The organism is Nocardia sp. NPDC004718 (genome assembly GCF_053601535.1).
In genome coordinates, this window is the sequence record NZ_JBSGCA010000020.1 from 1 (window position 1) to 13,050 (window position 13,050).

General features: G+C 65.3%; 13 protein-coding genes and 1 pseudogene. 5 read left to right on the forward strand and 9 right to left on the reverse strand.

Annotation, left to right across the window (positions count from 1 at the left end):
- Positions 1 to 154: 154 nt before the first annotated feature.
- The 3 genes from ACWEH3_RS16995 to ACWEH3_RS17005 form a co-directional block, all read right to left on the reverse strand.
- The gene (locus ACWEH3_RS16995) at positions 155 to 1,372 is read right to left on the reverse strand and encodes an acetyl-CoA C-acetyltransferase (RefSeq protein ID WP_450017160.1); all 1,218 of its coding nucleotides are present in this window, start codon (positions 1,370 to 1,372) and stop codon (positions 155 to 157) included.
- Positions 1,373 to 1,676: 304 nt separating this feature from the next.
- Positions 1,677 to 2,186: a winged helix-turn-helix transcriptional regulator gene (locus ACWEH3_RS17000; RefSeq protein WP_450017139.1), complete on the reverse strand. Its 510-nt coding sequence runs from the start codon at positions 2,184 to 2,186 to the stop codon at positions 1,677 to 1,679.
- Between the two features lie 278 nt (positions 2,187 to 2,464).
- Positions 2,465 to 3,028: a PadR family transcriptional regulator gene (locus tag ACWEH3_RS17005; RefSeq protein ID WP_450017137.1), complete on the reverse strand. Its 564-nt coding sequence runs from the start codon at positions 3,026 to 3,028 to the stop codon at positions 2,465 to 2,467.
- Between the two features lie 223 nt (positions 3,029 to 3,251).
- On the opposite strand from ACWEH3_RS17005, the gene ACWEH3_RS17010 reads away from it, so the two are divergent.
- Positions 3,252 to 4,250, forward strand: a complete 999-nt coding sequence (locus ACWEH3_RS17010; protein WP_450017135.1) for an NAD(P)H-dependent flavin oxidoreductase — start codon at positions 3,252 to 3,254, stop codon at positions 4,248 to 4,250.
- Positions 4,251 to 4,405: 155 nt separating this feature from the next.
- Here ACWEH3_RS17010 and ACWEH3_RS17015 read toward each other — a convergent pair whose 3' ends face one another.
- The gene (locus ACWEH3_RS17015) at positions 4,406 to 4,711 is read right to left on the reverse strand and encodes a putative quinol monooxygenase (protein ID WP_450017133.1); all 306 of its coding nucleotides are present in this window, start codon (positions 4,709 to 4,711) and stop codon (positions 4,406 to 4,408) included.
- Between the two features lie 471 nt (positions 4,712 to 5,182).
- Between ACWEH3_RS17015 and ACWEH3_RS17020 the strand changes: the two genes are divergently transcribed.
- Positions 5,183 to 6,274 carry a hypothetical protein gene (locus ACWEH3_RS17020; RefSeq protein ID WP_450017131.1) on the forward strand — a complete coding sequence of 364 codons (1,092 nt, stop codon included), beginning with the start codon at positions 5,183 to 5,185 and terminating at the stop codon, positions 6,272 to 6,274.
- 58 nt (positions 6,275 to 6,332) lie between these two features.
- A complete protein-coding gene (locus ACWEH3_RS17025; RefSeq protein WP_450017129.1) occupies positions 6,333 to 7,385 on the forward strand; it encodes a zinc-dependent alcohol dehydrogenase in 1,053 nt (350 codons plus the stop codon).
- Between the two features lie 150 nt (positions 7,386 to 7,535).
- Here ACWEH3_RS17025 and ACWEH3_RS17030 read toward each other — a convergent pair whose 3' ends face one another.
- The 3 genes and pseudogenes from ACWEH3_RS17030 to ACWEH3_RS17040 all read right to left on the reverse strand — a co-directional run bounded on the left by ACWEH3_RS17030 (position 7,536) and on the right by ACWEH3_RS17040 (position 9,979).
- The gene (locus ACWEH3_RS17030) at positions 7,536 to 8,333 is read right to left on the reverse strand and encodes a crotonase/enoyl-CoA hydratase family protein (RefSeq protein ID WP_450017127.1); all 798 of its coding nucleotides are present in this window, start codon (positions 8,331 to 8,333) and stop codon (positions 7,536 to 7,538) included.
- 293 nt (positions 8,334 to 8,626) lie between these two features.
- A pseudogene (locus ACWEH3_RS17035) lies at positions 8,627 to 9,660 on the reverse strand (zinc-binding dehydrogenase).
- Positions 9,661 to 9,664: 4 nt separating this feature from the next.
- The gene (locus ACWEH3_RS17040; protein ID WP_379254368.1) at positions 9,665 to 9,979 is read right to left on the reverse strand and encodes a putative quinol monooxygenase; all 315 of its coding nucleotides are present in this window, start codon (positions 9,977 to 9,979) and stop codon (positions 9,665 to 9,667) included.
- Between the two features lie 60 nt (positions 9,980 to 10,039).
- Between ACWEH3_RS17040 and ACWEH3_RS17045 the strand changes: the two genes are divergently transcribed.
- Positions 10,040 to 10,996, forward strand: a complete 957-nt coding sequence (locus ACWEH3_RS17045; RefSeq protein WP_450017124.1) for a GlxA family transcriptional regulator — start codon at positions 10,040 to 10,042, stop codon at positions 10,994 to 10,996.
- A gap of 118 nt (positions 10,997 to 11,114) precedes the next feature.
- On the opposite strand, the gene ACWEH3_RS17050 is transcribed toward ACWEH3_RS17045, so the two are convergent.
- On the reverse strand, positions 11,115 to 11,573 hold the full coding sequence (locus tag ACWEH3_RS17050) for a MarR family winged helix-turn-helix transcriptional regulator (protein ID WP_450017122.1): 459 nt from the start codon (positions 11,571 to 11,573) through the stop codon (positions 11,115 to 11,117).
- Positions 11,574 to 11,634: 61 nt separating this feature from the next.
- Between ACWEH3_RS17050 and ACWEH3_RS17055 the strand changes: the two genes are divergently transcribed.
- Positions 11,635 to 12,003, forward strand: coding sequence for a VOC family protein (locus tag ACWEH3_RS17055; protein ID WP_356964272.1), 369 nt, complete (start codon positions 11,635 to 11,637; stop codon positions 12,001 to 12,003).
- A 140-nt stretch (positions 12,004 to 12,143) separates the two neighbouring features.
- On the opposite strand, the gene ACWEH3_RS17060 is transcribed toward ACWEH3_RS17055, so the two are convergent.
- Positions 12,144 to 13,040: a haloalkane dehalogenase gene (locus ACWEH3_RS17060; RefSeq protein WP_450017120.1), complete on the reverse strand. Its 897-nt coding sequence runs from the start codon at positions 13,038 to 13,040 to the stop codon at positions 12,144 to 12,146.
- Positions 13,041 to 13,050 lie beyond the last annotated feature (10 nt).

Sequence of the window (13,050 nt, forward strand, 5' to 3'; positions counted from 1 at the left end):
CGTGTTGTGGGCACTGCTGCGCGACCAACGCGAGTTCACCCACGGCAACCCGGCCCCGGTTGCTGCTGCGGCTTGACATGGTCATTGAGAGTCCTTCGGGATGGACAGATGCTCAACGGTCCACGCGCAACCGGTGGACGACAGCGGAGCGCGCTCAGGACAGCCGCTCGAGCACCATGGCCATGCCCTGGCCCCCGCCGACGCACATGGTCTCCAGGCCGAACTGTTTGTCATGGAACTGCAGCGAATTGACGAGGGTGCTGGTGATCCGCGCACCGGTCATCCCGAAGGGATGGCCGACGGCGATCGCGCCGCCGTTGACGTTGAGTTTGTCGAGGTCGATATCCAGCTCGCGCATGGACGCGATGACCTGCGCCGCGAAGGCTTCGTTGATCTCGACCAGGTCGATGTCGCCGATCGTCATGCCCGCGTTCGCCAGCGCGCGCCGCGACGCCTCGACCGGGCCCAAGCCCATGATCTCCGGCGACAGGCCGCTGACACCGGTGGAGACGATGCGCGCGAGTGGCGTCAATCCGAGTTCCGCCGCCTTGGTATCCGACATGACGACCACCGCGGCGGCACCGTCGTTGAGGGGACAGCAATTGCCCGCGGTGACCGTGCCGTCCGGCCGGAACACCGGCTTCAACGCCGCGACCGCGTCCAGCGTCACACCCGGGCGCGGACCGTCATCGGCCGACACCACCGTGCCGTCGGGCAGAGTCACCGGGGTGATGTCGCGTTGCCAGAATCCATTCGACAGCGCGATTTCGGCGAGGTTCTGGCTACGCACGCCGAAGACGTCCTGCTCCGCGCGGCTGACACCCGCGAACTGCGCGACGTTTTCGGCGGTCTGCCCCATCGCGATGTAGATGTCGGGCAGTGCTCCGTCTTCGCGGGGGTCCGACCAAACCTGTCCTCCCGCAGCGAATTTCGACGTCCGCGCGACCGCGTCCTCGAACAGGGAGTTCTGGGTGCCCGGCAGGCCATCGGCATTGCCGCTGTTGTAGCGGCTGACGGTCTCGACGCCCGCCGAGACGAACACATCACCTTCACCGGCTCGAATCGCGTGCAGCGCCATCCGGGTCGTCTGCAGGCTCGACGAACAATAGCGATTGACCGTGACACCGGGCACCCGATCAAGCCCGGCCAGTACCGCCACCACGCGCCCCAGATTGAAACCCGATTCACCCGCGGGCTGGCCGCAGCCGAGCATCAGGTCGTCGATCGTGGCCGGATCGAGCGCGGGCACCCTTTGCAGCGCGGCCTTGACGATCTGCGCCGCCAAGTCGTCGGGTCGCATGTCCTTCAGCGAGCCCTTGACGGCGCGTCCGATCGGCGACCGGGCGACGGAGACGATGACGGCTTCGGGCATGTGCCCAACCTCCCAGCTACTTACTAAGCGCTTATTCAGCGCATACGATGCGGGATCGGGCAGGCCGCGGTCAATACCGACGGCCCCCATTTATCGATGTGATCTGCCACACAACATGTACATAAGCGCTGGTAAGGCAGGTGAATTCGGCTCGCCAAGAGACGCGGCCACGGTGCGCGTACCGCCTCGTTCGGGGCGTCCTTCGGCAGAGCAGAGCACCGAAGCGAACGATGGCGGTGGACCAGCAACTCGGTGTGCCGCTACGCCTCGGGACCTGAAACCGGCCCCGGTGAACTTTCGTCAGTTACTTCGACTCTTGCCGCGCGAAGCGCTCCACGACGTCGGGGCGTTCACGCAGAGGTTCGGGGTAGCCCGGGCCCATGCGCAGCCGGGATTCCTCGATCGGGACGGGCTGTTCACAGTGCTCGCAGACCACCTTGACCTGTGTGTCATGACCGCACGCGGTGTGCTGCACGAGCACCGGCGGACCCGATTCGTCGGCGAGCCAGCGATCACCCCAGCTCGAAATCGCCAGCAACACTCTCCAGAAGTCGGCGCCCTTCTCGGTGAGCACGTACTCGTACCAGGTCGGCTCGACCTGATACGGCCGTTTCTCGAGCAAGCCTTCGTCCACCAGACGACGCAAACGGCTGCTGAGGGTATTGCGCGCGATGCCCAACTGCTGCTGGAAGTCCTCGAAACGGCGTACTCCATAGAAGGCCTCACGCATCACCAGCGGGGTCCACCAATCACCGAGCAGATCCATCGTGCGCGCGACGGAGCATGGCCACCGCGCGAAGGATGTACGCCTCATGCAGCGAGAATATCGGTTTCATAGATAGACCATGCACTTGGTGACGGCCACGCGGCCGCTCCCGCTCTGGACGGCCATCCATCGGACCCAAGCCGTGACCCCGAACTTCGCCGGTAGCGTTAGGCCGCCGCGCATGGTTGGGCGGCCACAGCTCGGTCGGCGCGAGGCTTTCAGCGCCTTCAGGCCGCAATCGGCGGCGCACGGCAGGGATTGTCGGCCGGAACCGGCCGCCGACTTGTGGGTGATGGTTCGCGTCGCGATCGGACGACGGCGAAGGCTCAGGTCGAGCGCGATTCGCTCGGCGTCTGCATGGCATCGAGGGCTTCGATGACTTCCCGGCACCAGTCGACCCAGGCACGTTCGGTCCCGAGACCGGCCTTCAGGATCAGATGCCTCATCGCGCCGGCATCGTCGCCGACAGCCGGAAAATCACGTGCCTCGATCTCCCGATAGGTCGCGAACGTCTTCTCGTGCACCGCGAGGTGGTGCGCGACCACCTCGCGGACACCTTCGAAGTCCCCGGTGGCGGCCGCTGCTCGCAACCTGATCAGCAGCGTTTCTCGCTGCTGCGGCGGCTCGTCGACCTCGCACACCCAACGGCGAAGCGCAGCGGTGCCCGCAGGCGTGATCGAGAAACGCTTCGGCTGACCACGTCCCGGCGCCTGTGGCTGCGAAACCTCGGCGACCAAACCGCCACCGCTGAGCCGATCCAATTCGCGATAGATCTGCTGATGGGTGGCCGACCAGAAGTATCCGAAGGCGCGGTCGAAGCGCCGAGCGAGCTCGATGCCGGTCGAGGCCCGTTCGGTCAACGCGGTGAGGATCGCGAACTGCAGTGCCACGGCCCCATGTTAGAGAGCGTCGAGCGCGTTGGTCCCGCGACCTGAATCCGGAATATCCGCGGCGAAGGCCGTGCGCGGGACCCCCGGGCATGTGATCGGCCACACATGTTTTTGCAACTTATTGCATGAATGCGGGGTGCGTCGATAGCTTCGTCGTAACGCAGCGCCATGCGGCCCGAATCGCCGCGAGTCAACGCTTCAGAACTCCTCGAAGGACGTCATCATGGCCTTACCCGCCGCTCTGTCCGGTCGCCTCACCCTGCCCATCGTGGGCTCGCCGATGTTCATCTCCTCCGGACCCGAACTCGTGATCGCTCAGTGCCAGGCCGGGGTGATCGGATCCTTTCCCGCGCTGAACGCACGTCCGGCATCACTGCTGGCGGACTGGCTGGACCGCATCACCGAGGAAAACGCGTCGTTCGCGGCGGCGAACCCGGACGCCACCGTCGCGCCGTTCGCCGTCAACCAGATCGTCCACCGGACCAACGACCGCCTCGAACACGACATGGACGTGATCGTGCAGCACCGCGTGCCTATCGTGATCACCTCTCTGGGCGCACGCCCGGAGATCAACGACGCCGTCCACTCCTACGGCGGAATCGTCCTGCACGACGTGATCAGCGACGAGTTCGCTCGGAAGGCAATCGAAAAGGGCGCGGACGGCATCATCGCCGTCGCTGCCGGCGCAGGCGGCCACGCCGGAACGCAGTCGCCGTTCGCGCTCGTTCAGGAGATCCGGGAGTGGTTCGACGGCCCGGTGCTGTTGTCCGGCGCGATCGCCCACGGCCGTTCCATCCTCGCCGCGCAGGCCGCAGGCGCTGACCTCGCCTATATCGGTTCGGCATTCCTTTCGACCGCCGAGGCGATAGCTGCTGCGGAATACAAGCAGATGATCGTCGACTCCCGGGCCAAGGACATCGTGTACAGCAACTTGTTCACCGGCGTTCATGGCAACTATCTGCGCGGCAGTATCGTCGCCGCCGGCTTGGACCCGGACAACCTCCCCCATTCCGACCCTTCCGTCATGAATTTCGGCTCCGGCGGCAATGCGAGCGCCAAGGCATGGCGGGACATCTGGGGCGCCGGACAAGGCATCGGCGCGATCAAGGAAAACCTCACCGTCGCGGACTTGGTGGCTCGCTTCAAGGCCCAGTACGACGAGGCGCTCCAGGCTCTCGCCCGCAAGACACCGAGGCCCGACACCGTCGTACAGCCGGCCTGACCCGCACATGGCCGTCGAGGCCTTCCTCGCCGAAGACGAGCCGGAGTTCACCGGCCGCTGACGCGGAATACCCGCCTACCTGGTAACGCGATCATTGCCAGGTAGGCGGGTATTCCGCGTTCGGGCGCGCCGGTGACCGGCCCGCGGCAGCAGTCTCAGCCGGCCGCGACGACCGGGTAGGTGTCGACCTGCCTGCGATCCAGTCGCGGAATGATTCCGTCGATTCCCAGAGTCCGGAAGTGGTCGTATTCGCGGTGGGCGGCGAAGCCCTCGGCATCGGTGTAACGCTCGAGGATCACCAGGTGCGTTGGGTCGTCGGCATTTTGGAAATAGTCGTACGCCAGGTTGGCCGGTTCTCGGCGGCTGGCGGCGCGCAACCGGGCGAGCAGTTCGAGGACGGTCGTCAACTGCTCCGGCTGCACGTGGTAGTGGGCGATCACCTGAAAGTAAGTCTGACTCATCTGGTTTCTTCTCCATATCGCGGCCGATGCGCTCGGGCGGGGCGAATTCAGCGGCGTAGCGGTGCCGCACTGCCATGGCGGCCTGTTCCAGGTGTCTACCCGACGCGCCATAGTCAACATTCTTACTACATGCTTCACAGGCCATGGCGTCGAGATCAACGTTTCGCGCGGCGGCGCACATCGCGCCCGGGCACGCTCAACAGTCGTGCAGCGGCACTGATTCCGCAGGGCAAATGCCCATGATGTCGCAAACGTTCGTTCCATTGTCGCAATCTTTGCCATGTCGATGGCTAGCGTCGCGAACGTGGCAACGGGAACACAAATACTCAACTCCTTAACCATCGGGCGAGGTGTGCGCTCAAGGCTCGCACGCTCCCTGCCGCTGGTCGAGTCCGAAGCAAGACCCCCCGGACACCAGTGTCACCGCCACGCCAACCGAGTCGTTCGAGTCATCAAAGGTGAGGAACACCGATGAAAGCTGTCATTGGCAACAGCCCCAGCCACTACCAGCGGTTGGGTCTCACGCCCGGCGTGATCGAGCCCTGGGAGGACGGCCTCCGCACCGGCGCTGCCGACGGGACATTCGAATGGTGGTACTGCGACGCGCATTTGGAGGATGGTTCGACCCTCACGGTCGAGTTCCACACCAAGCCGCCGTATGTCTCCCCCAAGGCGCCGCTGACTCCGTTCGTGTTGCTGACGTTGACGCGCCCGGACGGAACACGAATTCAGAAGACCTGCATCGAGTCACCGGACGCCTTCCAAGCCGCCACCGCCGGCTGCGACGTGCGGATCGGCGCCAACGTCTTCCGCGGTGGCCCCGGGGGCTACACCATTCATGTCGAGATCGATGAAGTGACCGTCGACCTCACGCTGAGCCCGCAGGTGCCACCGTGGCGGCCCGAATCGGGGCTGCTCTTCTTCGGCGAGAACGAAGAGCACTACATCGCCTGGTTGCCGGTGGTGGCGAGGGGCGCCGTCGACGCCGTTCTGACCGTGGACGACGAGGTCGTGCGATCGACGGGACTGGGCTACCACGACCACAACTGGGGCAACATCGCACCACGAAAGATCCTCGACCACTGGTATTGGGGTCGAGCATTGCTCGGCGACTACACGATCGTGACGCTGGCGTTCGTCGCTGATGATCAGTACGGCGGCGTGACGGTCCCCGTACTGCTGATCGTCAAGGCAGGCGAGATCGTGGCCGCCAGAGTGGGCGCGGAAGGCATCGAGGTCGCCGCGGACGACACCGCCGTACATCCCGACAGCGGCGTGCCGTTCGACAAGCGGCTGCGGTACACGATCGAAGAAGCGGGCACGACCTACACCGTCACCTTCACCTACCTCGACGACATCTTCCGGCTGGACTTCGGCGAGTACGGCGCCTACCACCGCTTCCTCGGCGACGTGACGCTGACGCACACCAGCGACGGTCACACCGACAGTCTCGACGGCCGAACCGTCTGGGAACTGCTGTATTTCGGCGAGCGCACACACGACGCCACGGCGACGACACCCGTCGACGCCGAGCATCCGCCGATCATCACTCATCAAGCATGACCGAATGACACACCCCAAGTCCGGCACTGGCGCCGGACCGAGAAGAAAGCTGCGACGCATGCGAGTGCTCTACTACAACGGAGCCGGGGGGTTGGAATGGCGCGACGAACCCGAGCCGGTGATCCGAAGCCGGACCGACGCGCTGGTCCGGCCCATCGCGGTCTCGACCTGCGATCTGGATCAGCGAGTGATCCGCGGCGCGGTGCCCCTCCCGGGTGTCGACGCCCCGTTCGCCATCGGTCATGAATGCGTCGGCGAGGTCGTGGAGGTCGGGGACGCGGTCACCGGTATCGCCCCCGGTGACCTGGTCGCGATCCCCTACCATGTGTCCTGCGGCGACTGCGACCGGTGCCGCGCGGACCTGCCGCTCTACTGCCGAGCCACCGCCGCCCACGGTGTGGCGGCATACGGAATCCCGTTCGGCGGCGGATACGGCGGACTGTTCTCCGACCTCGTGCGAGTCCCGTTCGCGAGCTATGCGCTGCTACCGCTGCCGCCGAATGTCACTGCCATCCAAGCTGTTTCGGTCGGCGACAACCTCGCGGACGCCTGGCGCTCGGTGGTTCCGCATCTGCGCAGCGACCCCGGCGCCGATGTCCTGGTGATGAGCGGGGGCACGATCGGCCTCTACAGCGCCGACGTCGCGCGTGCCTGCGGCGCTCGTGTCGTGCACTATGTCGACCCAGACCCGGACCGGCGTCGCATCGCCGCCGAACTGGGCGCCAGGACCAGTGCTCCCGAAGAGTTCGAGCCCAGCGCCCACGAGTACCAGATCGCCCTCAACCACTCCAGTGGATCGGTCCGTGCCTTGCGCAACGCGATCCTGGCGACAGCACCGGGCGGTTATGTCGAAAGCAGCTCGTTCTATTTCAGCGACATCGGGCTGCCGCTGCCCGCGATGCACATGAAAGGGATCCATTTCAATAGCGCGCTCAGCAACGCCCGCTCGCACATGCCCGCGGTGCTCAATCTGCTGTCCAGCGGCCGCCTGCATCCGGAACTGATCATCACCGACGTGATTCCGTTCGACAGCGCCGACCAGGCGATACCGACGTCCGGATACAAACCCGTCTGCGTTCGCGGATCCAGCAGCGGCATCGAGGAAATGTGAGCACGGTTGACGAACGCCCCGACGAGACGGGAGCGGCATCGCGGCCACGAGTGATCCATGTCGGACGAACGGTGCCGAGGCCGAAAATCAACTGTCAGATGGCATAGCATTGCGTTTCCCAACTGCGAATTCGGCCCCGGCATCCGCTTGTTATCGCCCGGTGAATCGTGCCGGTCGCCGCTCCAGGAACGACAGCATGCCTTCCCTGGCGTCCTCACTGGTGACCAGACGCCGCAGGTCCGCACGGATGGCTTCGCCCGCGACGACCTCGCCGTCGTTTATCGCGCGCCGCGTCGAAGCCATGGTCGCCTCGATACCGAGCGGCGCTTGCTCGCTGATCCGTTCCGCCAGCTCGAGCGCACGCTCGAGTTGACGGCCGGGCTCGACCACCTCTTGGACGAGCCCGAGGCGCAGTGCTTCGTTCGCGTCGAACGGATCTCCGGTGAGCAGCCAGCGCATCGCGTTGCCCCATCCCGCCTCGCGCGGAAGCCGGTAGGTCGCGCCACCGAGGGGAAAGATACCGCGCTGCACTTCCATCTGCGCGAACTGAGCGTCGGCGGCGGCGATGCGCACGTCCGCGGCGAGCAGCAGTTCGATACCAATGGTCATGGACCATCCGTGCACGGCCGCCACGACCGGAGTCGTGCGCGCCGGTCCGGTGGTGGACACCGGATTCAACTCGTCCTCGGCCCAATCGACGCTGCTGTCGATGATCTGCGGCAGCACATCGGCCAGATCGAGCCCGCCGGTGAAATTCGCGCCGTGGCCGTACAGGACACCGCACCGCAGGTCGTCGTCCGTTTCCAGGACGTAGTAGGCATTTCCGAGCGCACGCAGCAACTCCATGTCGAACGCATTGCGTTTGGCAGGGCGATTGAGGCCCATCAACAAGACATGCCCGCGCCGCTCGACGGTGAGGACCGCACTTGGCCGCAGATTCTCGGTCATGCCGAGACCACCGTCGACACGGCCTGTTTCACCATCGACTCGTGTGTTCGGAAATGCGAGCAGTCCGTGCGCGAGCCAGCGGACTGTCCGGCGGCGCGGAAAGTTCCGAGCCGCCGGAAACAATATGGCCGAGAATCTACCTGTGCCTTCATGAGGTTCTCCGTTCGGGATATCGACGACGACCGATTTCGTCGTCGCGGCCGACGCTACGGAGCGCCCGGATACCTGATGCGGCATCACGGCCACCGTTTGCGACATGGTCGGCGACAACGGAGTCCGGCTCGGCCCCCTGTTCAGGGTCGGACGAGCACCTCGAGCGCATCGCGGGAATCCATGGCGCGGTAGGCCTCGGCGATCTGGTCGAGGCCGGCTTCGCGGTCGAAGACCTTGCCGGGCTCCACCCTGCCGTCCAGGACGCCCGGCAGCAGGATGTCGATGTAGGCGCGGACCGGCGCGGGCCCTCCGGTGAGAGTGATATTGGGGCCGAACAGACTGCCGAACCCGATCGGGGCGTTCTGGTATTGCGGGACACCCACCCGGCTGATCACACCGCCCGGGCGGACGACGCCGACGGCTGGTAAGCGGGCATATGACCGACGGCTTCGATGACGACGTGGGTGCCGCCCCCCCCGGTCAGCTCACGGACGGCGGCGATGCCTTCCTCGCCGCGCTCGGCGACGACCTCGGTGGCGCCGAATTCGCGGCCCACGTCGGTGCGGTCCTTGTGGCGGCCCATCAGGACTACCCGCCGGGCGCCGAGCTGTCGGGCGGACAGCACGGCCAAGAGCCCGACAGCGCCGTCGCCGATCACGGTGACCGTCGTCTCGGCGCTGACGCGTGCTGCACGAACGGCGTGGTAGCCGGTGCCGTAGACGTCGGACAGCGTCAGCAGTGACGGGATCAGCGGTGAGTTCTCCTCGACGCAGACCGGAACGAGCGTGCCGTCGGCGAACGGGACCCGCACCGCCTCCGCCTGCCCGCCGCCGACGCCGCCCGCGTTCCAGTAACCACCGTGCCTGCACGAGGTGTGCAGACCTTCGCGGCAGTAATCGCAGGTGCCGTCCGACCATACGAACGGCGCGATGACCAGGTCACGCTTCTTCACGGTGCGCACGTCGCCGCCGATGTCTTCGACCACGCCGACGAACTCGTGGCCCATGGAACTGCCCCGAGGTGTCGGAGCCATGGAATGGTAGGGGTGCAGATCCGTCCCGCACACGCACGCGCGCACCACGCGGACGATGGCGTCGGTGGCGTCGTGGATGACCGGGTCGGGGACATCGATGACGCGAACGTCGCCGGGGCCGTACAAATACGTGGCTCGCATGAAGTTACGCCGCGCCGTTCTTGACCGCGACCACCGACAGCGGTGACACCGTCGGTGGCTGGGCGAGCAGATCGCTGCCCTCACCCAGAATCAGTGCTGCGGCCGCGCCCGCCATGTGCGCCTTCTGCTCCTCCGGCGAGGCGAACACGTCGACGAGGAAGAACGTCGACGGTTCCGTGGCCGACCGTCCGGCCAGCCACACCGTCGTCCCGGCTTCGGCTTCGATCAAGGGACGGGCGCGTTCGAGGAGTTCGGCGAAGGCGTCCGCTTTGCCCTCGGCGGTGGTGAAGGTGACCATCAATGCGGTATTCGTTGTCATGGCCGCGACACTATTGACGACAAAACTAATGATTGCGACAAAACGGCTACACTTTGCGACATGAAGATCGGGGTTGCCGCGATCGCCGGCGGCTGGGACTCCGGCCTGACCACCGTCTTGGACGTCCTGCGTACCGCCGAAGCCGCACGAGAACGAGTCGACCGGAATATTCCGGCGATTTCCGTCTGCACAATCGCGGCGACCCCGGCACCGATGCCCACGCAGGGCGGCCTGCTGGTCCCGATCGACTTCACCTTCGATGATGCCCGCATGGGCGATCTCGACATCCTCGTCATTCCCGCCATCGGCGCCAACAGCCCACCCGGCGTGATCGACGCCCTCCTGCGCCCCGACATACATCGGCTGCGCACGCAGCTACGCGACTGGGCGGACGAAGGCCGTCAACTAGCCGCCGCCTGCACCGGCACACTGCTGCTGGCGGAGGCGGGCATCCTCAACGGACGCCGCGCCACCACCAGCTGGTGGCTCACCACCGAATTCCAGCGCCGCTACCCGCGCGTCGATCTCGACATGACCCGAATGGTCGTCCAAGACGGGCACATCACCACCGCGGGCGCCGCGTTCGCCCACATCGATCTCGCGATCAACCTCGTGGCTCGGGCGAGTTCACAACTCGCCGACTTCACGGCCGCGACTCTGCTCATCGATGAACGTCCCTCCCGCAGTATCGAATCCGCCCTCGGCTATCTCTCCAGCACCGACCGGCTCATCACCGACTTCGAAAACTGGATTCGCGCACATCTGACCGAGCCCATCTCGATTTCCGACGCCGCCACCGCGATCGGGACCACCCGTCGCACTCTGGAGCGTCACGTCCGGCAACAACTGGGCACCAGCCCCAATACCCTCGTGCAACACATTCGCGCCGAACGCGCCCGCCACCTCCAGCGCACCACCGACTTTCCCCTCACCAAGATCGCGCCGATGGTCGGCTACCAAAGCAGCGCCGCACTACGCCACGCACTGACCGCCAGCGAATGCCGCGATAACAATTGACGGCTCATCGCAGAAGAGGGTGCAGTCGGGTCGTCGGTTTTCGAGGTCGCCCGCACGGGATTTTCACGCTCGGCTGCACTGCTATCCGAGCGCGACGAGACGGGCGCCGGGGAACGAGCTATGCACCGTCGCTGCCATCGCGCAGGGAATGGATCATGCTCCGCAGGATCCCCAACGCGTTGGACTGCTCGGTCTCGGTCAGGCCGGCGAGCATTCTGACCTCGACGGACCGGACCGCTACGGTCGCCTTCTCGAGGCTTCGTCGTCCGCGGGGCGTGAGCCGTGTGGGAAGAGCCTTTCCGACGGGTGCCTTTGCGGGCCTGGTCACATAGCCGTCTCGTTCCAGGGCTTGGAGTAGCACGTTCATCGTCTGCCGTGTCACGAACGCGCCCCGCGCGAGCTCGGAGTTCGACAGGCCCGGTCGTTGCGCCAGCAGCTCGAGGCAGGAGTAGTGCGTCACGCTCATCCCGAGTGGCCGCAGCACCTCCTCCATGGCTACGCGCAGGGCGCTCGACGCCTCTTTCAGCAGGTAGCCCAGCGACGTTTCCAGGTCGACGCCCACACCGTCTCGACTCATGTCAGTAGTCTGACATAGATTGACCCATGTCAGAGACCTGACACAGAATGAGGAGATCATCATGCCCGTTACCGGCCCCGACTTCATCTCGCTCCAAGCGCGCGACCTGGCCGCTTCGCAGGCGTTCTACGAGCAGTACCTCGGCCTGGTCCGCTCGCAGGCCGGACCTCCACACGCCGTCGTCTTCGAGACGAAGCCGATCGCGTTCGCACTCCGCGACGTCGTTCCCGGCACCGATCTCGCATCCGTCGCTCAGCCCGGCATCGGTGCCGCGATCTGGCTCCACGCCACAGACGTCCAGGCCATTCACGATGCTCTGGTCGCCGACGGTCACACCATCGTCTCCGCACCGATCGACGGCCCCTTCGGTCGGACATTCACCTTCGCCGACCCCGACGGCTATCAGGTCACTCTCCACGACCGCGTCTGACAGGACCAGCGCCACCGAACGATGATCGACCTCACCGGGATCCGTGACGGCACCGGACCGGCGCGGCTGCTGGACATACGCTTTCCGACCGGCCCGGTCTCACCTCAGAAGTCGCTGTCGCCACTGCGACTCACGCACCTTCAGTAGCGTACTTCTTTGACGAATTCCGCTATGGCAGTACCGATCTCATCAGGGCTATCTTCCTGGATGAAATGTGACCCCGCGACGGTCGTTTCGCGCTGATTGGGCGAGGTGCGACAGAACTCGCGTTGCGGTCCGGTGAGAATGGAGCCCGGTTCCGCGTTGACGAACAACTTCGGAACATCGCTGGTGCTCAGCCATCGTCCGTAGTCCTCGACCACCTCGACCACCTCGACGACGTCTTTCGGCTCCCCTTCGATCGGGATCTGGCGAGGCCAGCTCAGAGTGGGCCGCCGATCCTCGCCCGGCGACGCGAACGGCCGCCGATATTCCGCCATCTCCGCGTCGCTCAGCGCCCGCAGTACCGAACCGGGGAGAACCCGCTCGACGAAGATATTCTTCTGGAGCACCATTCCCTCACCGGCAGGCGACCGGAAACCCTGGAACACGCCCCGTGCGCCTTCGGGCCACTGTTCCCACGTCACCGGCATGACGATGCTTTCCATGTAAACGATTGCCCGGACACGGTCGCGGTGCTGGTTTGCCCAATCGAATCCCAAAGCCGATCCCCAGTCGTGGAGGACCAGCACGATATTGTCGCCGAGATCGAGCGCATCCCACAGATCGAAAAGATACTCACGGTGCTCGGCATAGGTGTATCGGTCGGGACCGGAATCGGGGAGCTTGCTGGAATCACCCATGCCGATGAGGTCGCAGGCGATCAACCGTCCCAGCCCCTCACAATGCGGCATGACATTGCGCCACAGATACGACGATGTGGGGTTGCCGTGTTGAAAGACAATGGCGTCGCCCTGCCCCTCATCGATGTAGGCCATGCGCAGTCCACGAACATCCGAAAATTTCTTCGCCGCGAAAGGCGCTGTACTATATGGCATTACAGGGTCT

What these genes read in the sequence shown, in the direction of transcription:
- ACWEH3_RS16995 (WP_450017160.1), bottom strand. Translation starts at nt 1,372, where the DNA reads ATGCCCGAAGCCGTCATCGTCTCCGTCGCCCGGTCGCCGATCGGACGC.
- ACWEH3_RS17000 (WP_450017139.1), bottom strand. Translation starts at nt 2,186, where the DNA reads ATGAGGCGTACATCCTTCGCGCGGTGGCCATGCTCCGTCGCGCGCACG.
- ACWEH3_RS17010 (WP_450017135.1), top strand. Translation starts at nt 3,252, where the DNA reads ATGGCCTTACCCGCCGCTCTGTCCGGTCGCCTCACCCTGCCCATCGTG.
- ACWEH3_RS17015 (WP_450017133.1), bottom strand. Translation starts at nt 4,711, where the DNA reads ATGAGTCAGACTTACTTTCAGGTGATCGCCCACTACCACGTGCAGCCG.
- ACWEH3_RS17020 (WP_450017131.1), top strand. Translation starts at nt 5,183, where the DNA reads ATGAAAGCTGTCATTGGCAACAGCCCCAGCCACTACCAGCGGTTGGGT.
- ACWEH3_RS17025 (WP_450017129.1), top strand. Translation starts at nt 6,333, where the DNA reads ATGCGAGTGCTCTACTACAACGGAGCCGGGGGGTTGGAATGGCGCGAC.
- ACWEH3_RS17030 (WP_450017127.1), bottom strand. Translation starts at nt 8,333, where the DNA reads ATGACCGAGAATCTGCGGCCAAGTGCGGTCCTCACCGTCGAGCGGCGC.
- ACWEH3_RS17040 (WP_379254368.1), bottom strand. Translation starts at nt 9,979, where the DNA reads ATGACAACGAATACCGCATTGATGGTCACCTTCACCACCGCCGAGGGC.
- ACWEH3_RS17045 (WP_450017124.1), top strand. Translation starts at nt 10,040, where the DNA reads ATGAAGATCGGGGTTGCCGCGATCGCCGGCGGCTGGGACTCCGGCCTG.
- ACWEH3_RS17050 (WP_450017122.1), bottom strand. Translation starts at nt 11,573, where the DNA reads ATGAGTCGAGACGGTGTGGGCGTCGACCTGGAAACGTCGCTGGGCTAC.
- ACWEH3_RS17055 (WP_356964272.1), top strand. Translation starts at nt 11,635, where the DNA reads ATGCCCGTTACCGGCCCCGACTTCATCTCGCTCCAAGCGCGCGACCTG.
- ACWEH3_RS17060 (WP_450017120.1), bottom strand. Translation starts at nt 13,040, where the DNA reads ATGCCATATAGTACAGCGCCTTTCGCGGCGAAGAAATTTTCGGATGTT.